At 55.5% G+C, this 24,407-nt stretch carries 22 protein-coding genes and 1 pseudogene; 19 read left to right on the plus strand and 4 right to left on the minus strand.

Annotated elements, in window-relative coordinates; all coding sequences use genetic code 11:
* The first annotated feature begins 144 nt into the window (after positions 1–144).
* From phoB to ACG0Z5_RS11900, 6 genes are all read left to right on the plus strand, one after another.
* Positions 145–834 (plus strand): phosphate response regulator transcription factor PhoB, encoded by a 690-nt coding sequence (phoB, locus tag ACG0Z5_RS11875; RefSeq protein ID WP_319626665.1) that lies wholly within the window; start codon positions 145–147, stop codon positions 832–834.
* Between the two features lie 21 nt (positions 835–855).
* The gene (gene phoR, locus ACG0Z5_RS11880) at positions 856–2,151 is read left to right on the plus strand and encodes a phosphate regulon sensor histidine kinase PhoR (protein WP_394447589.1); all 1,296 of its coding nucleotides are present in this window, start codon (positions 856–858) and stop codon (positions 2,149–2,151) included.
* Positions 2,152–2,569: 418 nt separating this feature from the next.
* Entirely contained in the window at positions 2,570–3,889 is a 1,320-nt protein-coding gene (brnQ, locus tag ACG0Z5_RS11885; protein WP_394447592.1) for a branched-chain amino acid transporter carrier protein BrnQ, read from the plus strand.
* A gap of 76 nt (positions 3,890–3,965) precedes the next feature.
* The gene (gene proY / locus ACG0Z5_RS11890) at positions 3,966–5,336 is read left to right on the plus strand and encodes a proline-specific permease ProY (RefSeq protein WP_394447594.1); all 1,371 of its coding nucleotides are present in this window, start codon (positions 3,966–3,968) and stop codon (positions 5,334–5,336) included.
* A 280-nt stretch (positions 5,337–5,616) separates the two neighbouring features.
* Positions 5,617–6,924, plus strand: coding sequence for an MFS transporter (locus ACG0Z5_RS11895; protein ID WP_394447596.1), 1,308 nt, complete (start codon positions 5,617–5,619; stop codon positions 6,922–6,924).
* An 11-nt stretch (positions 6,925–6,935) separates the two neighbouring features.
* The gene (locus ACG0Z5_RS11900; RefSeq protein WP_394447598.1) at positions 6,936–7,724 is read left to right on the plus strand and encodes a substrate-binding domain-containing protein; all 789 of its coding nucleotides are present in this window, start codon (positions 6,936–6,938) and stop codon (positions 7,722–7,724) included.
* On the opposite strand, the gene ACG0Z5_RS11905 is transcribed toward ACG0Z5_RS11900, so the two are convergent.
* Positions 7,702–8,595, minus strand: a complete 894-nt coding sequence (locus ACG0Z5_RS11905) for a LysR family transcriptional regulator (RefSeq protein ID WP_394447600.1) — start codon at positions 8,593–8,595, stop codon at positions 7,702–7,704. The two genes, ACG0Z5_RS11900 and ACG0Z5_RS11905, sit on opposite strands and share 23 nt — an antisense overlap.
* A gap of 177 nt (positions 8,596–8,772) precedes the next feature.
* Here ACG0Z5_RS11905 and malZ point away from each other — a divergent pair, with 177 nt between their 5' ends.
* The 4 genes from malZ to ACG0Z5_RS11925 all read left to right on the plus strand — a co-directional run bounded on the left by malZ (position 8,773) and on the right by ACG0Z5_RS11925 (position 13,919).
* Complete coding sequence (malZ, locus tag ACG0Z5_RS11910; RefSeq protein ID WP_394447602.1) at positions 8,773–10,590, plus strand: maltodextrin glucosidase; 1,818 nt, start codon at positions 8,773–8,775, stop codon at positions 10,588–10,590.
* Positions 10,591–10,790: 200 nt separating this feature from the next.
* Positions 10,791–11,432 (plus strand): hydrolase, encoded by a 642-nt coding sequence (locus ACG0Z5_RS11915; protein WP_394447604.1) that lies wholly within the window; start codon positions 10,791–10,793, stop codon positions 11,430–11,432.
* Between the two features lie 52 nt (positions 11,433–11,484).
* On the plus strand, positions 11,485–12,030 hold the full coding sequence (locus ACG0Z5_RS11920; protein ID WP_394447605.1) for an antibiotic biosynthesis monooxygenase: 546 nt from the start codon (positions 11,485–11,487) through the stop codon (positions 12,028–12,030).
* 20 nt (positions 12,031–12,050) lie between these two features.
* Positions 12,051–13,919 (plus strand): amidohydrolase, encoded by a 1,869-nt coding sequence (locus ACG0Z5_RS11925; protein ID WP_394447607.1) that lies wholly within the window; start codon positions 12,051–12,053, stop codon positions 13,917–13,919.
* A 62-nt stretch (positions 13,920–13,981) separates the two neighbouring features.
* On the opposite strand, the gene ACG0Z5_RS11930 is transcribed toward ACG0Z5_RS11925, so the two are convergent.
* Positions 13,982–14,584 (minus strand): peroxiredoxin C, encoded by a 603-nt coding sequence (locus tag ACG0Z5_RS11930; RefSeq protein WP_319626676.1) that lies wholly within the window; start codon positions 14,582–14,584, stop codon positions 13,982–13,984.
* A 168-nt stretch (positions 14,585–14,752) separates the two neighbouring features.
* Positions 14,753–15,334, minus strand: a complete 582-nt coding sequence (gene acpH, locus ACG0Z5_RS11935) for an ACP phosphodiesterase (RefSeq protein WP_394447608.1) — start codon at positions 15,332–15,334, stop codon at positions 14,753–14,755.
* Positions 15,335–15,428: 94 nt separating this feature from the next.
* On the opposite strand from acpH, the gene queA reads away from it, so the two are divergent.
* The 9 genes and pseudogenes from queA to ACG0Z5_RS11980 all read left to right on the plus strand — a co-directional run bounded on the left by queA (position 15,429) and on the right by ACG0Z5_RS11980 (position 23,180).
* Positions 15,429–16,499, plus strand: coding sequence for a tRNA preQ1(34) S-adenosylmethionine ribosyltransferase-isomerase QueA (gene queA / locus ACG0Z5_RS11940; protein WP_319626971.1), 1,071 nt, complete (start codon positions 15,429–15,431; stop codon positions 16,497–16,499).
* 54 nt (positions 16,500–16,553) lie between these two features.
* The gene (gene tgt / locus ACG0Z5_RS11945) at positions 16,554–17,681 is read left to right on the plus strand and encodes a tRNA guanosine(34) transglycosylase Tgt (RefSeq protein WP_319626678.1); all 1,128 of its coding nucleotides are present in this window, start codon (positions 16,554–16,556) and stop codon (positions 17,679–17,681) included.
* 22 nt (positions 17,682–17,703) lie between these two features.
* The gene (gene yajC, locus ACG0Z5_RS11950) at positions 17,704–18,036 is read left to right on the plus strand and encodes a preprotein translocase subunit YajC (RefSeq protein WP_097161468.1); all 333 of its coding nucleotides are present in this window, start codon (positions 17,704–17,706) and stop codon (positions 18,034–18,036) included.
* Positions 18,037–18,063: 27 nt separating this feature from the next.
* Positions 18,064–19,911: a protein translocase subunit SecD gene (gene secD / locus ACG0Z5_RS11955; RefSeq protein ID WP_394447610.1), complete on the plus strand. Its 1,848-nt coding sequence runs from the start codon at positions 18,064–18,066 to the stop codon at positions 19,909–19,911.
* A 10-nt stretch (positions 19,912–19,921) separates the two neighbouring features.
* Positions 19,922–20,893, plus strand: a complete 972-nt coding sequence (secF, locus tag ACG0Z5_RS11960; RefSeq protein ID WP_394447612.1) for a protein translocase subunit SecF — start codon at positions 19,922–19,924, stop codon at positions 20,891–20,893.
* A gap of 128 nt (positions 20,894–21,021) precedes the next feature.
* Complete coding sequence (locus tag ACG0Z5_RS11965) at positions 21,022–21,387, plus strand: VOC family protein (RefSeq protein ID WP_394447614.1); 366 nt, start codon at positions 21,022–21,024, stop codon at positions 21,385–21,387.
* 15 nt (positions 21,388–21,402) lie between these two features.
* Positions 21,403–21,570 (plus strand): annotated as a pseudogene (locus ACG0Z5_RS11970) (helix-turn-helix transcriptional regulator); the annotation flags it as partial.
* A complete protein-coding gene (locus tag ACG0Z5_RS11975; protein ID WP_394447742.1) occupies positions 21,560–21,703 on the plus strand; it encodes a hypothetical protein in 144 nt (47 codons plus the stop codon). The pseudogene ACG0Z5_RS11970 and the gene ACG0Z5_RS11975, both read left to right, overlap by 11 nt.
* Before the next feature lie 85 nt (positions 21,704–21,788).
* Positions 21,789–23,180: a M24 family metallopeptidase gene (locus ACG0Z5_RS11980; protein WP_394447615.1), complete on the plus strand. Its 1,392-nt coding sequence runs from the start codon at positions 21,789–21,791 to the stop codon at positions 23,178–23,180.
* Between the two features lie 102 nt (positions 23,181–23,282).
* Here ACG0Z5_RS11980 and ACG0Z5_RS11985 read toward each other — a convergent pair whose 3' ends face one another.
* Positions 23,283–24,179 carry a nucleoside-specific channel-forming protein Tsx gene (locus ACG0Z5_RS11985; RefSeq protein ID WP_394447617.1) on the minus strand — a complete coding sequence of 299 codons (897 nt, stop codon included), beginning with the start codon at positions 24,177–24,179 and terminating at the stop codon, positions 23,283–23,285.
* Positions 24,180–24,407 lie beyond the last annotated feature (228 nt).

Below are 24,407 nucleotides of genomic sequence, written 5' to 3' on the forward strand. Positions count from 1 at the left end.
CGTGGGCGTCAGTATATAGATAACAGGGCAATGACAGCAGTTTTTCAGTGTCATAATGTTAAAACCCACTATCATAAATCTGTCATAAATCTGACGCATAATGACGCCGAATAATACGCATATGATTAATAAACAGGATAAATAATGGCGAGACGTATTCTGGTCGTTGAAGATGAAGCTCCAATTCGCGAAATGGTGTGCTTCGTCCTGGAGCAAAATGGCTTTCAGCCGGTTGAAGCGGAAGATTATGATAGTGCGGTTAATCAACTGAACGAGCCGTGGCCTGATTTGGTCCTGCTCGACTGGATGCTACCGGGGGGATCGGGCATTCAGTTTATTAAGCATTTGAAGCGCGAGTCGATGACGCGCGATATCCCGGTGGTGATGCTGACCGCGCGCGGCGAAGAAGAAGACCGGGTGCGTGGCCTGGAAACCGGGGCTGACGATTACATTACCAAGCCTTTCTCGCCGAAAGAGCTGGTGGCGCGTATTAAAGCTGTGATGCGTCGTATCTCACCAATGGCGGTGGAAGAGGTGATTGAAATGCAGGGTCTGAGCCTCGACCCATCTTCCCATCGGGTCATGACCGGTGAAAACCCGCTGGACATGGGGCCGACCGAGTTTAAACTGCTGCACTTCTTCATGACCCATCCGGAACGCGTGTACAGCCGCGAACAGCTGCTGAACAACGTCTGGGGCACCAACGTGTATGTAGAAGACAGAACGGTGGATGTGCATATCCGTCGCCTGCGTAAAGCGCTGGAACACAGCGGTCACGACCGGATGGTGCAAACCGTTCGCGGCACGGGTTATCGTTTTTCAGCCCGTTTCTGATAATTGACTGGAGTGTGACCCGTGCTTGAACGGCTGTCATGGAAAAGGCTGGTTTTTGAGCTGATCCTCTGTTGTATTCCGGCCCTGATCCTCGGGGCAATTTTCGGGTATCTGCCGTGGTTTTTACTGGCGGCTGTGACCGGACTGTTGGTCTGGCATTTCTGGAACTTACTGCGTCTGTCGTGGTGGTTATGGGTCGACCGCAGCATGACCCCTCCGCCGGGCAGTGGCAGTTGGGAACCGTTGCTGTACGGCCTGCACCAGATGCAGATGCGTAATAAAAAGCGTCGTCGCGAGCTGGGTAGTCTGATCAAACGCTTTCGTAGCGGGGCGGAATCGCTGCCCGATGCGGTGGTTCTGACCACCGAGGAAGGAGCAATATTCTGGTGTAACGGCCTGGCTCAGCAGATGCTGAATCTGCGCTGGCCGGACGATAACGGACAAAATATCCTCAACCTGCTGCGCTATCCTGAATTTTCCCGCTATCTCAAATCCCGCGATTTCAGCAAACCGCTCAATCTGGTGCTCAACACCGGACGGCATCTGGAAATCCGCGTGATGCCCTACAGCGAACAACAGCTCCTTTTAGTGGCGCGCGACGTGACCCAAATGCACCAGTTAGAAGGTGCCCGGCGGAACTTTTTTGCCAACGTCAGCCATGAGTTGCGCACGCCGCTAACGGTGTTGCAGGGCTATCTGGAGATGATGCAGGAGCAGACGCTGGAAGGTGCGCCGCGTGAAAAAGCGCTGCACACTATGCGCGAACAAACCCAGCGCATGGAAGGCCTGGTGCGTCAGCTACTCACCTTATCGCGTATTGAAGCCGCTCCGCTGGCGGCGCTAAACGAAAAGATAGATGTGCCGATGATGCTACGGGTCGTGGAGCGCGAGGCGCAAACGCTCAGCCAGCAGAAGCATACTCTGCATTTCGATGTTGAAGACGACTTGCAGGTGCTGGGGAGCGAGGAGCAACTGCGCAGCGCCATCTCCAACCTGGTGTATAACGCGGTAAACCATACCCCGGAAGGCACGGAAATTAGTGTGCGCTGGCAACGCGCGCCGCACGGGGCGCTGTTCAGCGTGGAAGATAACGGGCCGGGTATCGGGCCGGAACACATTCCACGCCTGACGGAGCGCTTCTACCGCGTCGATAAAGCCCGTTCCCGGCAAACCGGCGGCAGTGGCTTAGGGCTGGCTATCGTCAAACATGCGGTCAATCATCACGAAAGTCGCCTCGATATCGAAAGCATCCCCGGCAAAATGACCCGCTTTAGCTTCCTGTTGCCGGAACGTTTAATTGCCAAAAAAAGCGATTGATGGCAGGGATGTCAGGAAAAATTGACAAAGACCGTCGCAAGCCGGTTTTTTAACTTTCCAGTTAACCAGACGGCGAACAATTAACGAACGTCTGTTGCTTTTTTGTTCGCATGATTGGCCAGAGGTTTTTCGTAAATCCGGTTAATCATGCTGAGAGTAAATTCGATCTTGCTATAATCCTCTGGTTTCACGATCCCTTATTGCTTTAAAACGTTATAAGCGTTTAAATTGCCCCCCATGCAGTCGCAGTCTGACTGCCTTTGCGCGATAAACCCAATAACTATTCTTTGCGCGCGAACGTTGGGAGTGTTTCCCACTGCATTATTCGCCATAGTTGTTCTTTTCCGCATCGGTTCCGCAAGGATTAGCGCGACGATTTTTTTCTTTCAACACCACATCCACAGGCAGTAAAGAGTTTATGACCCATCAGTTAAAATCACGCGATATCATCGCGTTGGGCTTTATGACCTTTGCGTTGTTCGTTGGCGCGGGCAACATTATCTTCCCTCCAATGGTCGGTTTGCAGGCAGGCGAGCACGTCTGGACTGCGGCTTTAGGCTTCCTGATTACGGGCGTTGGCCTGCCGGTTCTGACCATCGTTGCGCTGGCAAAAGTCGGTGGCGGGGTCGATAGCCTCAGCACGCCAATCGGCAAAGTGGCGGGCATTCTGCTGGCGGTGGTGTGCTATCTGGCGGTAGGGCCGCTGTTTGCGACCCCCCGCACCGCGACCGTTTCGTTTGAAGTCGGTATCGCGCCGCTGACCGGTGACGGCGCACTGCCGCTGCTTATCTACAGCGTTATCTATTTCGCACTGGTTATCCTGGTGTCACTCTATCCGGGCAAACTGCTCGATACCGTAGGCAACTTCCTGGCACCGTTGAAAATTGTCGCCCTGGTGGTGCTTTCTGTTGCCGCGTTGATGTGGCCTGCAGGCTCTATCAGCCATGCGCTGGATGCCTACCAGACCGCACCGTTCTCTAACGGCTTCGTGAATGGCTACCTGACCATGGACACCCTCGGCGCGATGGTGTTCGGCATCGTTATCGTTAACGCCGCGCGTTCTCGCGGTGTGACCGAAGCGCGTCTGCTGACCCGTTATACCGTGTGGGCTGGCCTGATGGCGGGTGTGGGTTTGACCCTGCTGTATCTGGCCCTGTTCCGTCTGGGTTCCGACAGTGCGACCCTGGTTGACCAAAACGCTAACGGCGCGGCGATTCTTCATGCGTATGTGCAGCACACCTTTGGTGGCGCGGGCAGCTTCCTGCTGGCAGCATTGATTTTCATCGCCTGCATGGTTACCGCGGTTGGCCTGACCACCGCCTGTGCGGAGTTCTTCTCCCAATACCTGCCGCTGTCCTACCGTTCACTGGTGTTTATCCTGGGTCTGTTCTCGATGGTAGTGTCCAATTTGGGCCTCAGCCACTTGATTCAGATTTCAATTCCGGTGCTGACGGCGATTTATCCGCCCTGTATCGCACTGGTAGTATTAAGTTTTACCCGCGGTTGGTGGCATAATTCGTCCCGCGTGATTGCCCCGGCGATGTTTATCAGCCTGGTGTTCGGTCTGCTGGACGGTGTGAAAGCCTCTGCATTCGCCGACATTCTGCCAGCCTGGACCGCGCATCTGCCGCTGGCCGAGCAAGGTCTGGCATGGCTGATGCCAACTATCGTCGCCGCCGTATTGGCGATGGGATGGGATCGCGCAGCAGGCCGTCAGGTGACCTCCAGCGCGCATTAATTAGCGGACGAGGATTGAAATTAACCACGGGGCCATCGGCTCCGTGGTTTTGTTTTTTGTACAGGCAGTGGAATTTATGGAAACCAATAACAAGCTAAAGCGTGGGCTTACCGCCCGTCACATTCGCTTTATGGCGCTCGGATCGGCAATCGGTACCGGTCTTTTTTATGGCTCGGCAGACGCCATTAAAATGGCCGGTCCCAGCGTGCTGCTGGCGTACCTCATTGGCGGCGTTGCCGCTTACATCATCATGCGTGCGCTCGGCGAAATGTCAGTGCACAACCCGTCTGCCAGCTCGTTCTCGCGCTATGCTCAGGACAACTTAGGCCCGTTGGCAGGGTATATCACTGGCTGGACCTACTGTTTCGAAATCCTGATCGTGGCCATCGCCGATGTGACCGCGTTCGGTATTTACATGGGCGTCTGGTTCCCGACGGTGCCGCACTGGATTTGGGTGCTGAGCGTGGTGCTGCTCATCTGCTCCATCAACCTGATGAGCGTTAAGGTGTTCGGTGAACTGGAATTCTGGTTCTCGTTCTTCAAAGTCGCCACCATCATCGTGATGATCGTCGCCGGTTTCGGCATCATCATCTGGGGGATTGGCAACGGTGGACAGCCGACCGGCATCCATAATTTGTGGAGCAACGGCGGCTTCTTTAGCAACGGCTGGCTTGGGATGGTGATGTCGCTACAAATGGTGATGTTTGCCTACGGCGGGATTGAAATCATCGGCATCACCGCCGGTGAAGCCAAAGATCCGGAGAAGTCGATTCCGCGCGCGATTAACTCGGTGCCGATGCGTATCCTGGTGTTTTACGTCGGGACGCTGTTCGTGATCATGTCGATTTATCCGTGGAATCAGGTCGGCACCAACGGCAGCCCGTTCGTAATGACCTTCCAGCATATGGGCATCACCTTTGCCGCAAGCATCCTCAACTTCGTGGTACTGACCGCCTCACTGTCGGCGATTAACTCCGATGTGTTTGGCGTAGGCCGTATGCTGCACGGTATGGCGGAGCAGGGCAGTGCGCCTAAGGTCTTCGCCAAAACCTCACGTCGCGGCGTGCCGTGGGTGACCGTGGCGGTGATGACCGTGGCGCTGCTGCTGGCGGTGTATCTGAACTACATCATGCCGGAGAACGTGTTCCTGGTGATCGCATCGCTGGCGACCTTTGCCACCGTTTGGGTGTGGATCATGATCCTGCTGTCACAGATTGCGTTCCGTCGCCGTCTGTCGCCGGAAGAAGTGAAAGATCTGAAGTTTAAGGTGCCGGGCGGGGTGTTCACCACCCTCGTCGGCCTGCTGTTCCTGGTGTTTATCATCGTGCTGATTGGCTGGCATCCGGACACCCGTATTTCACTGTACGTCGGCTTCGCGTGGATTGTGCTGCTGCTGATTGGCTGGCAGTTTAAAGTGCGTCGCGACCGTCGGCGGGCCCTCGCTTAGTCATCTTTCCTCCCGGCGGCAATCTGTCGCCGGGATGTTTACCGCCTCACCTCTCCCCCCTGAAACGTGTCTTCAATCACAAATAGCGATCCGCCCCGATCGGTTGTTTTTCACTCATTCGCACAGTAATTCCTCGCTTAAGCGCTTTTTTGACCGCTATTGATGCGTCCTGCACATGAATAGATGCGGGAAATGCACTTATGCGCGGGCAGCAGATAGCGCACTCTCATGGTTGATTAAAAGTTAAATATGTTAATTTTTATTGATTACGGAGGGCGAGATGCCTGTAACTGCTGATACTTCACTGTTCCGTGCGAAGGCCCTGGCGATTTTGCGCGTCACCTCGGGAAACTTCCTCGAGCAGTTCGATTTCTTCCTGTTCGGTTTTTATGCCACCTACATCGCCCACACCTTTTTTCCGGCGGAGAGTGAGTTCGCCTCGCTGATGCTGACCTTTGCCGTATTCGGCGCGGGATTCTTAATGCGTCCGATTGGCGCGGTGGTGCTGGGGGCGTGGATCGATAAAGTCGGGCGCCGTCGCGGGCTCATTGTGACGCTGTCGATTATGGCGGCGGGCACTTTTATGATTGTGCTGATCCCCGGCTATGAAACGATTGGCCTGTGGGCACCGTTCCTGGTGCTGTGCGGACGGCTGTTGCAGGGCTTCTCCGCCGGGGCGGAATTGGGTGGGGTGTCGGTGTATCTGGCGGAAATTGCCACCCCGGGCCGCAAAGGGTTCTACACCAGTTGGCAGTCCGGCAGCCAGCAAGTGTCGATTGTGGTTGCGGCTTCGCTTGGTTATTTACTCAACGAATTTATGGGGGCCGAGGCGCTACAGGCCTGGGGATGGCGGATCCCGTTCGTGGTTGGCTGCCTGATCGTGCCGTTTATTTTTGTTCTGCGTCGTCAACTGACGGAAACGGAAGCCTTTGCCACCCGCAAGGAGCATCTGCCCCTGAACCAGGCGCTGAAAACCCTGTGGGCCAACTGGCGCGTGGTGGTGGCCGGTATGCTGATGGTGGCAATGACCACCACGGCGTTCTATCTGATAACCGTTTACGCGCCAACGTTTGGCAAAAAAGTGCTGCTGTTAAGTGCCTCCGATAGCCTGCTGGTCACGCTGCTGGTCGCCATTTCAAACTTCATTTGGTTGCCGATTGGCGGCGCTATCTCAGACCACTTTGGCCGTAAACCGGTGCTGGTGGCGATGACGCTGCTGGCTATTTTCACCAGTTGGCCCGCGCTTACCGTGCTCGCCCATGCGCCGAGTTTCGGCATGATGCTGGCGGTTCTGCTGTGGCTGTCGTTTATCTATGGCTTGTATAACGGGGCGATGATCCCGGCGCTGACTGAAATTATGCCTGCCGAAGTGCGGGTGGCCGGATTTTCACTGGCATACAGCCTGGCGACCGCCATTTTTGGTGGCTTCACGCCTGCGATATCCACCGCCCTGATACAGTTTACCGGCGATAAAGCGGCCCCCGGCTACTGGATGAGCTTCGCGGCAATCTGCGCCCTGCTTGCCACGCTGTATCTCTATCACCGTGCATCCAGCCATAGCTGGAACACCCAAAAATCATTCAATTAAGGCACCGCATCATGAATAGACTGACGCTATGGATCGCGGTTGCGCTGGCGGGAAACGCCAGCCTGACGGTGAATGCTACAGAGATTACGGTGATGATTTCTGGTGGTTTTTCGGCGGCGCTGGATAAACTGGCCCCGCAGTACGAAGCCGCAACCGGCGATACGGTACGTATCATTCATGGCCCGTCGATGGGGAACTCCCCGGAAGCGATTCCTCGTCGACTGGCGGAGGGGCAAACGGCGGATGCGGTGATCATGGTGGGCTATGCGCTGGATAAGCTCCAGCAAACAGGAAAAATAGCGCCGGGGAGCCGGGAAGAATTGGCGGATTCGCGCATTGGCATGGTGGTCCGCGAAGGCGCGGTAAAACCGGATATCAGCACCGTCGAGGCCCTGAAAGCGACATTGCTTCACGCCAGGTCGATCGCTTATTCCGACAGCGCCAGTGGGCGCTACGTCCAGACGGAATTGTTTAGTCAGTTAGGCATTGCCGATTTGGTACAGCAGAAGGCCAAAATGATCGAAAAAATCCCCGTCGCCTCGGTGGTGGCGAAAGGTGATTATGCCCTGGGGTTTCAGCAGGTGAGTGAACTGCTCCCGGTCAAGGGGGTCGAGTTTGCGGGACGCATTCCTGAATCGGTGCAGTATGTCACCCGCTTTGCCGGGGCTGCCGTGGCCGGGTCCGCTCATCAGGCTGACGCCCGGCAGCTGTTGCGCTATCTGGCCTCGCCGCAGGTGCAGGCCACGATCCGTGAGACCGGTCTGGATACCTTAACCGCTACGGCAGAAACAGCCCGGTAATGATCGTCTCCAGCTCGCTTGCCAGCGGCGAGAGGGTCACACCCGCTTTTTTGATCAATCCGACCTGACGTTTAATCATCGGGTCGGTCAACGGCTTGAGCACCAGCGAAGAATGCCCGCCCTCAGGGAACGCCATGGATGGCACGGCGGCAACCCCCAGCCCAGCTTCAACCATCCCAATCATCGTGGTCACGTGGCGCGTTTCGCACACCGCCGGGCGTCGGACGGGGATATCGACCAGTGCCTGATCGAGCAAATGCCGGTTGCCAGAAGATTTATTGAGCCAGATATAGTCGGCGTTAAAAAAGTCCTGCCAGCTCAGCGAGGGAAGCTGCGCGAAAGGGTGGTCCTGGTGACAGACCAGTTGATAGGTTTCGTCCACCAGCGGCATAAACGTCAGGTCTGATTCCGCGCTGGAGAGAAAGCTGAGGCCAAAATCGGCTTGTCGGTTATGCACGGCGGAATAGACGTTCCCGGCGCTGGTATCCACCAGTTTGATGCGTGCTTTGGCAAACCGACGGCGAAACTGCGCGATCACTTTAGGCATAAAGTAATAGGCGGCGGAAGGGATGCAGGCCACGGTCACAATGCCGCTGCCATAAAACATCGGGTCGCTGATGCCGCTTAGCGCATCGTCAAAATCATTCAGTAGCTGCTGGGCTCGCGGGGCAAAGGTCCGGCCTACCTGGGTCAGCGTCACGCTGCGGGTGGTGCGGTCGAACAGGCGCACGCCCAGCGCCGACTCCAGTTTTTCAATACGGCGACTGAGCGCCGACTGCGAAATGCAAATCGCCTCCGCCGCGAAGCGAAAGCTGCCGTGTTCGCATAACGCCGTAAAGGCGTAGAGGTCCTGTAAATCGAAATTAGGCACTGCGCATCTCTTCTGTCGCAACGGATATAACAACTGAGTAACAACAGTGTATCGTAAATTTGTGTCAATCTGGAGTGCTCATCCCCCGACATCCTCCCCGAATTAACGTCATAATGATGAGTCGAACGCAGCCTGACTGTGGCATGGTGACCGCATTTTGAACAAAGGGGAATGACGATGTTGAAGGCATGGCATCTTCCTGTTGCACCGTTCCTGAAACAGCAGCAGGACCGACTGGCGATTACGCTGTGGCTGAGCGGTGAAACGCCGCCGCTGCGGGTAACGCTGCGGGCGGAAGAAGATAATGAGGAAATTACGCTGCCGATGCATCGTCTGCGCAGCGAACCCTCCCCGGGCATCACCGCCTGGCGGGCGGAAATCGATTTAAGCAGCGGTCAGGCACGCCGCCGTTATAGCTTCAAATTGCTCTGGGAAAATCGCCAGAGCTGGTTTACCCCGCAGGGATTTAGCCGTTTTCCCCCCGCGCGTCTGGAGCAGTTTGCGGTCGACGTACCCGATGACGGCCCGCAGTGGGTTGCCGATCAGGTGTTTTACCAGATTTTCCCTGACCGCTTTGCCCGTACCGAACCGCGCAGCGCCGAACAGGATAATGTGTATTATCACCACGCCGCCGGGCGCGACATCGTGCTGCGTGACTGGGATGAACCGCTTACCGCCGAAGCGGGCGGGTCGACATTCTACGGTGGCGACCTCGATGGGATCAGTGAAAAGCTGCCGTACCTGAAAAAGCTCGGCGTGACCGCGCTGTATCTCAACCCGGTGTTTGTCGCTCCCAGCGTGCATAAATACGACACTGAAGATTATCGTCACGTCGATCCGCAGTTTGGCGGCGATCAGGCCTTGCTGCGGCTGCGCCATAATACGCGGCGGGAAGGGATGCGGCTGGTGCTCGACGGCGTGTTCAACCACAGCGGTGATTCGCACGCCTGGTTTGACCGACACAATCGCGGCACCGATGGCGCGTGTCACAATCCGTCCTCGCACTGGCGGGACTGGTACAGTTTCTCCGAAGAAGGGCAGGCGCTGGACTGGCTCGGCTATGCCAGCCTGCCGAAGCTGGATTTCAGTTCGGAAACGCTGATTAATGAAGTGTATCGCGGCGAAGACAGCATCGTGCGCCACTGGCTGAAAGCGCCGTGGGGCATGGATGGCTGGCGGCTCGACGTGGTGCATATGCTCGGGGAAGCAGGCGGGGCGCGCAATAACCTGCAGCACATTACCGGCATCACCAAAGCGGCAAAAGAGACGCAGCCGGAAGCCTATATTCTGGGCGAGCATTTCGGTGATGCGCGCCAGTGGCTACAGGCCGATGCGGAAGACGCGGCGATGAACTATCGCGGTTTCACCTTCCCGCTGTGGGGCTTCCTCGCCAATACCGATATTTCCTACGATCCACAGATGATCGACGCCCAAACCTGCATGGCGTGGATGGATAACTACCGCGCCAGCCTGTCGCATCAGCAGCAGCTGCGGATGTTCAATCAGCTCGACAGTCACGATACCGCTCGCTTTAAATCGCTGCTGGGCAAAGACGTGGCACGCCTGCCGCTGGCGGTCGTCTGGCTGTTTACCTGGCCCGGCGTACCGTGCATTTATTACGGTGACGAAGTGGGGTTGGATGGCAATAACGATCCGTTCTGCCGCAAGCCGTTCCCGTGGAACAAAGCGCAGCAGGATCTGGATTTGCTGGCGCTGTATCAGCGGATGACCAAACTGCGCCACCGGACGCAGGCCTTGCGCCGCGGCGGCTGTCAGGTGATTTATGCCGAAGATAACGTGGTGGTGTTTGTCCGGGGGCTGAAACAGCAGCGGGTACTGGTGGCGATTAATCGGGGCGAAGCGTGCGAAGTGGTACTCGATGCGTCTCCGCTGTTGGCGGTTAAAGAGTGGCAGCTTAAAGAAGGTAAAGGCACGTTGCAGGATGATGTGCTGACGCTACCCGCCATTTCTGCCAGCGTGTGGTTCGGCAATTAATTCTGATTTGCGGCGGGCCGTTAACGCCTGCCGCAAAATAAAAACCGTGTCGTTCGGTTAATTTCAATAGAGCGAACAAATATCTTTAATATCCCTGTCGTCAATCCTCGCTATACTCAATTTGCTTTATCAATTCGGGCCCGATCGCATATAGCACGCAAAGAAATATCCCTTTAACACATTGATTGTAAGGTGTATTCATGTCTATTCGTGAACTGATTGACCCTCAAAATTCTACGCTTATTTTTATCGATCATCAGCCGCAGATGTCTTTCGGCGTGGCGAATATTGACCGCCAGACGCTGAAAAATAATACCGTGGCGCTCGCCAAAGCCGGGAAGATATTTAATGTACCGGTGATTTATACCTCGGTAGAAACTAAAAGTTTTAGCGGATATATCTGGCCCGAACTGCTGGCGGTGCATCCGGATGTCAAACCGATTGAACGTACCTCAATGAACTCCTGGGAAGATGAAGCCTTCGTGAAGGCGGTGAAAGCCACCGGGCGAAAAAAACTCATCATTTCTGCCCTGTGGACTGAAGTCTGTCTGACGTTCCCGGCGTTAATGGCGCTGGACGAAGGTTTTGAGGTCTATGTGGTGACCGACACGTCCGGTGGGACGTCAGTCGATGCCCACGAACGTGCGATCGACCGAATGGTGCAGGCAGGTGCGGTCCCGGTCACCTGGCAGCAGGTGCTGCTTGAGTACCAGCGCGACTGGTCACGCAAAGGCACCTACGACGCGGTGATGGGCCTGGTACGCGAACACAGCGGCGCGTACGGCATGGGGGTCGATTATGCCTACACGCTGGTACACGGTGCGCCTGAACGTAAAGCGTAACGCTGGCGGCGGGCGCTCGCCCGCCTGTTTGCACTTGCAGGAACCTTTCACCATGACGCAACAAAAACATGTGACGTTGGTTATCACCCATGCACTGCGGCCTGAAGACGGCGCGGCCTATGAAGCGTGGCTCGGCAAAATAATGCCCGTGGCCGCGGAGTATCCGGGCCATCTCGGCGCGAATGTGATTCGCCCCGTCGACGGGCAAGGAATGTGGAATATCGTCATCCGCTTCGACACCCTCGAACACCTTTACGGTTGGACCCAGTCGGAAACCCGCCAGCGATTAGTGGATGAGATTACGCCGCTCCTGGCTGAGGGCGATCGTACCGAAGTGCGTACCGAGGCCGCGTTTTGGTTCACCCCGCCAGCCCCCCACATACGTCAGCCCAAGCGCTGGAAGCAGTTTCTGATAACCCTGCTGGTGATATTCCCGAGTACGAACCTGGTGCCTCACATCACCGGAGCACTGCTTCCGAGCCTGAAAGGTTCTTTGCTTCTGCATCTGATCAATGATGCCTGCGTAGTGGCGTTGGTCGTCTGGTTCTGGATGCCCATCGTTACCCGAATTTTCGCTGGCTGGCTTAAAAAAGCCTGAGCCAGTTTGAGGAGTTCTCTATGTCTCAACATGCCACACTGATCCTGACCCACGGTGATATTCATACGCTCGATCGGCACAACCCCCTGGCGGAAGCAGTGGCGATCGCCGAGGGTAAGATCCTCGCGACCGGCAGCCACGAACAGATCATGTGTTATGCCGCAGACGGCACGCAGATTGTCGATCTCAAAGGGCATACGGCGATCCCTGGCCTTAACGATTCGCATCTGCACCTGATTCGCGGCGGTCTGAACTACAACCTGGAACTGCGCTGGGAAGGTGTGCCTTCGGTTGCCGATGCGCTGCGAATGCTGAAGGAGCAGGCCGACAGGACGCCGTCCCCGCAGTGGGTTCGCGTCGTTGGCGGCTGGAGTGAGTTTCAGTTTGCCGAGCGGCGAATGCCGACCCTTGAAGAGCTGAACGATGCCGCGCCGGATACGCCGGTATTTGTGCTGCATCTGTACGATCGCGCCCTGTTAAACCGCGCGGCGTTGAAGGCGGTGGGGTACACCAAAGACACACCCGATCCGGCCGGGGGCGAAATTGTGCGTGATAAAAACGGTAATCCAACCGGGATGCTGGTGGCGAAGCCGAATGCGATGATCCTCTATTCAACGTTGGCGAAGGGGCCGAAGCTACCGCTGGAGATGCAGATCAATTCGACCCGTCAGTTTATGCGTGAGTTGAATCGGCTTGGCCTGACCAGCGCCATTGACGCCGGGGGCGGTTTCCAGAACTACCCGGAAGATTATCAGGTGATTGATGAGCTACACGCCAAAGGCCAAATGACGGTGCGCATTGCCTATAACCTGTTTACCCAGCGCCCGAAACAGGAACTCGACGACTTCGAACGCTGGACCGACATGCTCAAGCCGGGGCAGGGTACCGATTTTTATCGTGCCAACGGTGCCGGGGAAATGCTGGTATTTTCGGCGGCGGATTTCGAGGATTTCCTCCAGCCTCGTCCGGACCTGCCGGAGGGAATGGAAGATGAACTTGAACGGGTGGTGCGCCATCTGGCGGAACATCGCTGGCCGTTTCGCCTGCATGCCACCTATGACGAGTCCATCAGTCGGATGCTCGACGTGTTTGAGAAGGTGAACCGCGAGATCCCGTTCAACGGCCTGCACTGGTTCTTCGATCATGCGGAAACCATCACCGAGCGTAATATCGAACGGGTGAAAGCCTTGGGCGGCGGGATCGCGGTCCAGCACCGAATGGCGTTTCAGGGGGAATATTTTGTTGACCGCTATGGCAAAGATGCGGTGAAGCACACCCCGCCAGTGGCAAAAATGCTCGAGATGGAGGTGCCGGTAGGATTGGGAACCGATGCCACTCGCGTGGCGAGCTATAACCCGTGGACCGCGCTGTACTGGCTGGTCTCCGGACGCACCGTGGGCGGCATGGCGATGTACGACGACGATAATCGCTTACCGCGCGATGTAGCGCTGGAGCTGTGGACGGCGGGCAGCGCGTGGTTCTCCAGTGAACAGGGCAAAAAAGGGCGTATTGAGGCGGGGCAGCTGGCGGATATCGCGGTGTTATCGAAAGATTATTTCCGCGTACCGGAAGAGGAGATCAAAGGCATTGAATCGGTGCTGACGGTCGTTGACGGCAAGGTGGTGTACGCCGCCGGGCATTTCAGTCCGCTGGCGCCGCCGACTATCCCGATTGTGCCAGACTGGTCGCCGGTAGTGAACGTGCCGGGGCATTACCGTTCCGCTCCACCTGTGGCGGCAAAAGTTGGCGCTGTGGTGCAGATGCATCAGTGCGGCGGTAGCTGCGGGGTACACGGTCATCAGCATGATGTTGCGCGCAGGTCGGCGATTCCGGTTTCAGACGACCAGGCGTTTTGGGGCGTGCTGGGCTGTTCGTGTTTTGCGTTTTAAGCGCGAGAGAAAAACAAAAAAGGCTCGCGATGCGAGCCTTTTTACCAAATAACGTCTGCTGATTACAGCTTGGTGACGTTTTCGGTCAGGTATTTAGCCACGCCCGCAGGAGATGCGTTCATGCCTTCTTTCCCTTTTTCCCACTGAGCCGGGCACACTTCGCCGTGCTCTTCGTGGAACTGCAGCGCGTCAACCATGCGCAGCATTTCGTCGATGTTACGACCCAGCGGCAGATCGTTAACGACCTGGTGACGAACGATGCCGTTAGCGTCGATCAGGAAAGAGCCACGCAGAGCAACACCAGCGTCTGGATGTTCGATGCCGTAAGCCTGTTGGATTTCACGTTTGATGTCCGCAACCATCGCGTATTTCACTTCACCGATGCCGCCTTTGTCGACAGGGGTGTTACGCCATGCGTTATGAACAAACTCAGAGTCAAAAGAAACGCCAACGACTTCAACGCCACGTTTCTGGAATTCTTCGTAACGCTTGTCGAACGCGATCAGTTCAGACGGGCATACGAAGGTGAAGTCCATCGGCCAGAAGAACAGAACGGTTGGTTTGCCGTTGGTGTGCTGTTTGAAGTTGAAGTTATCAACGATTTCGCCGTTACCCAGAACAGCTGCAGCGGTAAAATCAGGAGCAGGACGAGTTACCAGAACCATGAGGTTCTCCTCTAATTATATAAGGTTAATGGAACGCAACGCGGGCCAGTATAGGGAGAGGAAGCAGGTGACTCAATGAGAAGCTGACAATCGCTGAGACAGGTTTTACCTATCAATTCTTATGTTCCAACGGTTTCAGCATAATCAATTTGTGATAAAGCGCAAGTTTTACAGCTCCCCGGCCTTCGCCTGAGCCATCATACGCGGGTAGAAGGCCCAGAACGAGTTTTCCAGTTTTTCATAATGTGTATCGAGATCCTGCCAGGAGTCTCGCAGTGCGTCGAGGCGCGGGCGGCGATTGGCCATGCCGTTTAATACGTTCTGAATGAAATCCATCTCGCGGTAGCGTTCGAGCCAGCGCTCAGACCACAAATAGTCATTGAGATTGACGAAGCGCGGCGGCGAGTCGGGCAAAATCACCGTCACCTGAGCCTGCGCGTAACGTACGAATTCCGGTAGGGACATCTCCGGAGACAGCTTTTCCCAGTGCCGGGAGAGAAAATGATCCCACATCACGTCGAGAGTGATCGGCGCGACGCGGCGCGTTTGTGGGCGAAACCACGCCTTTGCCACCTTCACTTCCGGCAGGTTATCGGTTAGCACATCGACCCGACGGTGCATGTGGATCCCGCTGACAACCTCAGGGGTATAATCGTCTTCCGGGTTACCACGCACAAAATCGGCCAGTAAATTGCCGGACAGCGAGCTGTTGGCGAGGTGTGCGAGATGCAGGTGAGCGAGAAAATTCATGATTTGCTTTATCCGTAATTAAGGCTTACCGGTTGCAGGCAAAGCGGCCTGCCACTAGACTACCCGCCTCTTTATTATGTCTCGAGTTACCGTCATGCGCGTCGCCGATTTTTCTTTTGAACTGCCTGAATCCCTGATTGCCCACTATCCACAGCCGGAGCGCAGTGGTTGCCGCTTACTGTCACTGGATGGGCCAACGGGTGCGCTGACGCACGGTACTTTCACCGATCTGCTCGACAAGCTCAACCCTGGCGATCTGCTGGTCTTTAACAATACCCGCGTGATCCCGGCGCGCCTGTTTGGCCGCAAAGCCAGCGGCGGCAAGATTGAAGTGCTGGTTGAGCGTATGCTCGATGATAAACGTATTCTGGCACATATTCGCGCGTCTAAAGCGCCGAAGCCGGGCGCAGAGCTGCTGCTCGGCGACGATGAAAGCATCAATGCCACCATGGTGGCGCGACACGATGCGCTGTTTGAAGTGCAGTTTAACGACGCGCGTCCGGTGCTGGATATTCTGAACGCCATCGGACACATGCCTCTGCCGCCGTACATCGACCGTCCGGACGAAGATGCCGACCGCGAATTGTATCAGACCGTCTACAGCCAGAAGCCGGGTGCGGTCGCCGCCCCGACGGCAGGTCTGCATTTCGACGAACCGCTGCTGGCGAAGTTGCGTGAGAAGGGCATTGAAATGGCGTTCGTGACGCTGCACGTGGGCGCGGGCACCTTCCAGCCGGTGCGTGTCGATACTATCGAAGATCACATCATGCACTCCGAATATGCTGAAGTGCCGCAGGATGTGGTTGATGCGGTGTTAGCGGCGAAAGCCCGTGGAAGCAAAGTGGTTGCGGTCGGCACTACCTCGGTCCGTTCACTGGAAAGCGCGGCCCAGGCGGCGAAAACCGACCTGATTGAGCCGTTCTTCGGGGATACGCAAATATTCATTTACCCAGGTTATCAATACAAAGTGATTGATGCGCTGGTGACCAACTTCCATCTGCCGGAGTCGACGCTGATCATGCTGGTGTCCGCTTTTGCCGGTTATCGGAACACTATGAACGCTTATAAGTCTGCGGTAGAACAAAAATATCGCTTTTTTAGCTACGGCGATGCCATGTTCATCACGTACAATCCGTCGGCGATTCAAGAACGCGTTGGGGAATAAGCTCCGCGGCGCAGGGTTTACACGTCAGACTGTCTTTCTGACGCAGGAGTAATAATGAAATTTGAACTGGATACAACCGACGGACGCGCACGCCGTGGCCGCCTGGTCTTCGATCGTGGCGTTGTAGAAACGCCTGCCTTTATGCCTGTGGGTACCTACGGCACCGTGAAGGGCATGACGCCGGAAGAAGTTGAAGCGACCGGCGCACAGATTATCCTCGGCAACACCTTCCACCTGTGGCTGCGCCCGGGTCAGGAAATCATGAAGCTGCACGGCGATCTCCACGATTTTATGCAGTGGAAAGGGCCGATCCTCACCGATTCCGGCGGTTTCCAGGTGTTCAGCCTCGGTGACATTCGTAAAATCACCGAAGCAGGCGTTCACTTCCGCAACCCGATCAACGGCGATCCGATTTTCCTCGATCCAGAAAAATCGATGGAAATTCAGTACGATCTCGGATCGGATATCGTGATGATCTTTGATGAGTGTACGCCGTACCCGGCGGACTGGGATTACGCTAAGCGCTCGATGGAAATGTCTCTGCGCTGGGCGAAACGCAGCCGCGATCGTTTTGATTCTCTGAATAATAAGAACGCGTTGTTCGGCATTATTCAGGGTAGCGTTTACGAAGATTTACGTGATATCTCGGTCAAAGGTCTGGTAGAGATTGGCTTTGATGGCTACGCTGTCGGCGGCCTGGCTGTAGGTGAACCGAAGGAAGACATGCACCGAATTCTGGAGCATGTGTGTCCGCAGATCCCTGCAGACAAACCACGATACCTGATGGGCGTGGGTAAACCAGAAGACCTGGTGGAAGGCGTGCGTCGCGGTATCGACATGTTCGATTGTGTGATGCCAACGCGTAACGCCCGTAACGGTCACCTGTTCGTGACTGACGGCGTGGTAAAAATCCGTAACGCGAAGCATAAGAGCGACACCAGCACACTCGACGCCGAGTGTGATTGCTACACCTGTCGTCACTATTCACGCGCTTATTTGCATCATCTCGATCGTTGCAATGAAATTTTGGGCGCGCGTCTCAATACCATCCATAATCTTCGCTACTATCAGCGCTTAATGGCGGGTTTACGCAAGGCTATCGAAGAGGGTAAATTAGAGAGCTTTGTGACGGAGTTTTACCAACGTCAGGGTCGATCTGTTCCACCGTTGAACGTTGATTAATTTTAATAATGAGGGAAATTCAATGAGCTTTTTTATTTCTGATGCGGTAGCCGCTACGGGTGCACCGGGACAAAGCAGCCCGATGTCTCTGATCCTGATGCTGGTGGTGTTCGGTCTGATTTTCTATTTCATGATCCTGCGCCCACAGCAGAAGCGCACCAAAGAGCATAAAAAGCTGATGGACTCCATCGCTAAAGGTGATGAAGTGCTGACTAACGGTGGCCTGGTGGGTCGCGTAACCAAAGTAGCTGAAGCTGGCTACATTGCTATCGCACTGAACGACACCACCGAAGTGGTCATTAAACGTGACTTCGTAGCTGCCGTTCTGCCGAAAGGCACGATGAAGGCGCTGTAATCTACTGTTTTCCCAAAGGGAACTGCCGTGTTAAACCGTTATCCTTTGTGGAAGTACATTATGCTGGTCGTCGTGATTCTCGTCGGCCTGCTTTACGCACTTCCCAACCTGTATGGTGAGGATCCGGCTGTTCAAATCACTGGCGCGCGCGGCGTCGCCGCCAGTGAGCAAACGCTGATCCAGGTCCAGAACACCTTAAAAGAAGAAAAAATTACCGCTAAGTCTGTGGCACTGGAAGAGGGCGCAATTCTTGCTCGCTTCGACTCCACTGACATCCAGCTGCGCGCGCGTGAAGCGTTAATGAGCGTGCTGGGTGACAAGTTTGTCGTGGCGTTAAACCTTGCTCCGGCAACCCCGCGCTGGTTATCCGCTATTTCCGCAGAGCCGATGAAACTCGGTCTTGACCTGCGTGGCGGCGTACACTTCCTGATGGAAGTGGATATGGACACCGCGCTCGGTAAATTGCAGGAACAGAATATTGATGGCCTGCGCAGCGATCTGCGTGAGAAAGGCATCGCCTACACTACCGTCCGTAAAGAAGATAACTATGGTCTGAGCATTACGTTCCGCGACGATGCGGCCCGTAATCAGGCGATTGATTATCTGACTCCGCGCCATCGCGACCTGGTTATCTCTAAGCAGGGCAGCAACCAGCTGCGTGCGGTGATGACCGATGCGCGTCTGAACGAAGCGCGTGAGTATGCCGTACAGCAGAACATCAACATCCTGCGTAACCGTGTTAACCAACTTGGCGTGGCAGAACCTCTGGTTCAGCGTCAGGGTGCCGACCGCATCGTGGTTGAGCTGCCGGGTATTCAGGACACCGCACGTGCGAAAGAGATTCTGGGCGCGACCGCAACCCTGGAATTCCGTCTGGTGAACACCACCGTCGATCAGTCCGCTGCCGCTTCTGGTCGCGTTCCGGGCGATTCCGAAGTGAAAGATACCCGTGAAGGTCAGCCGGTTGTGCTGTACAAGCGCGTTATCCTGACCGGCGACCATATCACCGACTCCACCTCGAGCCAGGACGAATACAACCAGCCGCAGGTTAACATCTCGCTTGATAGCGCGGGTGGCAACATCATGTCTAACTTCACCAAGGACAACATCGGTAAACCGATGGCGACCCTGTTCGTGGAGTACAAAGACAGCGGTAAGAAAGATGCGAAAGGCCGTTCCATCCTGGTGAAAGAGGAAGAGGTGATTAACATCGCCAACATCCAGTCTCGCCTGGGTAACAGCTTCCGTATCACCGGTATCAGTAACCCGAACGAAGCGCGTCAGCTGTCGCTGCTGCTGCGTGCCGGTGCGCTGATTGCCCCGATTCAGATTGTTGAAGAACGTACTATCGGCCCAACCCTGGGTATGCAGAATATTCAGCAGGGTCTGGAAGCGTGTCTGGCCGGTCTGGCTATCTCCATCATCTTCATGATCTTCTTCTATAAGAAGTTTGGTCTGATCGCGACCTCTGCGCTGGTGGCGAACCTGGTACTGATCGTCGGTATCATGTCGCTGCTGCCGGGGGCCACGCTGACCATGCCGGGGATTGCGGGGATCGTGTTAACCCTTGCGGTTGCGGTTGACGCCAACGTACTGATTAACGAGCGTATTAAGGAAGAAATCAGTAACGGACGTACCATTCAGCAGGCGATTGACGAAGGTTATCGCGGCGCGTTCAGCTCGATTTTCGATGCGAACGTTACCACGCTGATTAAAGTTATCATCCTGTACGCGGTCGGTACTGGCGCTATTAAAGGCTTCGCCATCACTACCGGTATCGGTGTGGCGACTTCCATGTTTACCGCGATCGTCGGCACCCGTGCCATCGTAAACCTGTTGTACGGCGGCAAACGCATCAACAAGCTGTCTATCTGAGGAGTGCGTTGTGGCACAGGAATATACTGTTGAACAATTAAACCACGGCCGTAAAGTCCATGACTTTATGCGCTGGGACTACTGGGCCTTTGGCATTTCAGGCCTGCTGTTGGTGGCATCCATCATCATCATCGGCGTCCGTGGTTTTAACTGGGGCCTGGATTTCACCGGCGGTACCGTCATTGAAATCAGCCTCGAAAAACCGGCCGACATGGACCAGATGCGTGACGCACTGGAAAAAGCAGGCTTCGCCGATCCGCTGTTGCAGAACTTCGGTAGCAGCCGCGACATCATGGTGCGTATGCCACCGGCCAAAGGGGAAACCGGCGGTCAGGAACTGGGCAGCAAGGTGCTGAGCGTCATCAACGAGACCACCAACCAGCACGCTGCGGTTAAGCGTATTGAGTTTGTCGGTCCGAGCGTGGGTGCAGACCTGGCGACCAATGGCGCAATGGCGCTGCTGGTGGCGCTGATTTCGATCCTCGTGTACGTCGGTTTCCGCTTCGAATGGCGACTGGCGGCGGGTGTGGTTATCTCGCTGGCGCACGACGTGGTGATTACCATGGGCATTCTGTCGCTGTTCCAGATTGAGGTTGACCTGACTATCGTTGCGTCGCTGATGTCGGTTATTGGTTACTCGCTGAACGACAGCATCGTGGTCTCGGACCGTATTCGTGAAAACTTCCGCAAAATTCGTCGCGGTACGCCTTACGAAATCTTTAACGTCTCCCTGACCCAGACGCTGCACCGTACGTTGATCACCTCAGGCACCACTTTGATGGTTATCCTGATGCTGTTCCTGTTCGGTGGCGCGATGCTGAAAGGCTTCTCGCTGACGATGCTGATCGGTGTTTCCATCGGTACCGCCTCGTCCATCTACGTAGCGTCCGCGCTGGCGCTGAAGCTTGGGATGAAACGCGAACACCTGATCCAGCAGAAAGTTGAGAAAGAGGGCGCCGACCAGCCTTCGATTCTGCCGTAAGACGTTTAGCGTCATAAAGACCGCAGCCCTGGTGCTGCGGTTTTTTTTTGCGTTTATTACTGACAGCACGTTGTCAGTAGCCCTGATCTAAGATCTCCGTGAACTCAATCATGAGCACTGGAGGTTTTATGAATATCATTAACTGGTTTGAAATTCCTGTCTCTGACCTGACCCGCGCCACCGCATTTTATGAATCGGTGATGCAGGTATCGCTGCGCCATGAAAAAATGGAAGGCGCTGAAATGGCAATTTTCCCTCACCAAGAAACGGCGACCGGCGGGGCGCTGGTGAAATTTGACCATTTTTCACCCTCTGCAGAAGGTTGTATTATTTACCTCAATACGCTGGACTTAACGGCGACGCTGGCGCGTGTGACAGCGGCGGGCGGAGAATGTGTATTTGGTCCGCTGTTGCTGCCGAAGGGGATTGGCACCATCGCGTTATTTACTGACAGTGAAGGCAATCGTATTGGGCTGCATCAGCCTGAGGCGTAAGCTAACGGAGTGACTATGTCCCGGCGGGCCGATCGTTTATTTCAGATAGTGCAAATCCTGCGTGGCAGGCGGTTAACGACGGCGGCGCTATTGGCCGAGCGGCTAGGCGTTTCGCCGAGGACTATTTATCGAGACATTCAGGATTTGTCGTTGTCCGGTGTGCCGGTGGAAGGTGAGGCGGGAAGATTACCGTAGCTTTCGTCTCGACCGCTGCCTGACGGTGACGCTTGTCGGGCGACGGTTCAGCGAACGCGCCGATCGTTCTCTTAATGATTTTCTGCGTAAAGTGCGCTGCGAGACCAGAGGTGAGCGTTAAGCGCACATTCCCGGGATTTTGTTCTGCCAAATTCCCGCATTTCCGGTAGGGTGAACGGACACTCTGTTTAAAGGACACTACAGAAATGACAACCCCGCAAGCCGTCTCACTCAAAACGATGCCCCCACCGCCGTGCTGGACGGATATTCCTTCGGTCACGCTGACTGATGCCACGCTTGTCGCGCGCGAAGCGCGGGTGCTGGAACGGATGCGCCAGCAGGGTATCGACACCCTGATTGTGTATGCCGATAAAGAGCATGGCGGGAATTTCGAGTATCTGACCGGGTTTATTCCCCGCTTTGAAGAAGCGCTGCTGGTGTTGCATCACGACGGCGAGGCGGGACTGGTGCTCGGCAATGAAAACCTCAAACTGGCGCCGCATGCGCGACTGAAAAACCGGGTGCTGCACGCGCCGTGGTTCTCGTTACCCAATCAGCCAATGGATAACACCCAATCACTGCCCGAAATCTTGCAGGCGGCTGGCATCACGGGCGGAAAAACCCTCGGCCTGGCGGGCTGGAAGCTGTTTACCGGCGTGAACGACAACCCCCGGCAGATGTTCGACATCCCGTCGTTTATCGTCGACGCTATCCGTGATGCGGCCCCGGGGGCCGAGTTGCGCAATGCGACTGGGGTGTTTATCTCTCCGGCTTCTGGCGCACGCGTTATCAATAATGCCAATGAACTGGCGCATTATGAATACGGGGCCAATCTGGCGTCGACGGCTATTCTCCGCGCACTGAATGCCGTTGCGCCGGGCAAAACGGAAAAGCAGATTGCCAGCCTGCTGGCGGCCGACGGTCAGCCGAATAACGTGGTGATGATTGCCGCCACCGGGGAGCGTTTCGCCCATGCGAATCTTTACCCCGGAGATAAAACGGTGCAGCTGGGGGATAAATTTTCACTGACCACCAGTTATAAAGGTGGGCTGAGCAGCCGGGGCGCTTACGTGGTTGAATCTGCGGCACAGTTACCCGACGCGGTCAGCGATTATCTTGAGATAGTGGCTATTCCCTATTTTCGAGCGGTGGTGGCGTGGCTGGAAAACATTCGCCCGGGAATGACCGGCGGCGAGCTGTATCAGCTAATCGAAAATGTGTTACCGAAGGTGGACTATCACTGGCATCTGAATCCGGGGCATCTGGTGGCGGATGAAGAGTGGCTGTGCTCCCCGGTGTCAGCCGATTCCGCTATCCCACTTGCCAGCGGGATGCTGCTGCAAATTGATATCATTCCTTCCCGACCCGGCTACGGTGGAGCGAGCATCGAAGATACGGTAGCGCTGGCGGATGAGGCGTTGCGAGCACAACTTGCTGCTGATTATCCGCAACTGTGGGCACGAGTTCAGGCGAGAAGGGCGTTTATTGAACGTGAAGTGGGCATTCGCTTGCCGGAATGCGTGCTGCCGTTTTCCAATACCGTGGGATATCTGCGGCCTTGGCTGCTGGACCCCACTCGGGCGCTCAGCTGTATGTAACGCCCGGTGGCGCTAACGGCTTACCGGGTCTACAACGGGGCCTATGGCAGAGCATAAACTCGAACGTAGGCCCGGCAAGCAAGCGCTGCCGGGCTTTCAGCATCAGAAGTTGTAACCCACAACCAGATAACCACCCCAGCCAGTAGAACGAACGCTGAAGTCGCCGTCGCCGAAGTTCAGGCTTGCGTCGTCATTCCACTGGCCACCGTTGTGCCAGTAACGTGCGACTACCGAGTAGTGCCAGTGATCGTAGTTCAGCGCCAGGATGTGGCTGGACGCGATGGAGTTATTGGTACGCGCTTTCTTACCATTCAGGTCGCGGAAATCTTCGTTGCCGAGATCTGAACCCCAGTCAAAGTTGGTGAAGCCGATATAGCTCAGCTGGCCGCCCCACAGTTGGGTGATCGGCACAAAGTATTTCACCTTGAAGCGGTAACCGTCCCACTCGTTTTCGTTCGCAGCACCGTAGTTCTGCCACTGGTATTTGGCATACACGTTCAGAGACAGACTCATCGGCAGACCGGTATCAATATCGGTACCCAGACCCATGTACCAGGTGCTTTGCTTGCTGGCATCGTTGCCGTGCGCGCCCATGTCATAGATGTAGTTGTTCGCGAAGTACCACTCTTTGAACGGACCGAAGGCCAGGCTGGTGCCGGTCAGCTTATCAATGGAAAAACGTGGCTCAATTTCCATAAACATGCGTGAACCGTCATCCCAGATACCGGTGTCGTTACCATTACCCGCACCGAAGGTTTTTGGGATATCGATATAGCCGTAGAAGTCGAACCAATCTTTCTTGGCAAACGCTTCATATTCCAGGTAAACGTCATTATTGATTTTCGGTCCAAAACGGGTGTGGTAGCTGCCTACCACGTTGACGCTCTGGTGCCACCAGTCAGAGACATACTCTGGTTTGCTGTTGTTTTCAGCTGCACCTGCCGTGAAAGACGTGGAAAGCGCGAGCACTGCACCGGCTGCAAGTAATGTTTTTTTCATAATAATGCCACTTTTTGAAATCCCTTTCGGGGAGTGAAAAAAAACGCTGGGGCGTTTCTAAATGTAACTGTTTTCTGCGAGGCCTATTATAAGAATCATTGCTCACAAAAATATGTGGTGTTTCACAATTCTCTCAAGTACGTAATCGATTGCGTTCACGTTTGCGTACTTTGACGGCGGGAATTGTACGGATTATCGCGGATGTTTCCAGGGTTTTCTGAAAAACAG

Origin of the sequence: Scandinavium sp. M-37 (assembly GCF_043558715.1) — a bacterium.
Lineage (GTDB): Bacteria > Pseudomonadota > Gammaproteobacteria > Enterobacterales > Enterobacteriaceae > Scandinavium > Scandinavium vulneris_A.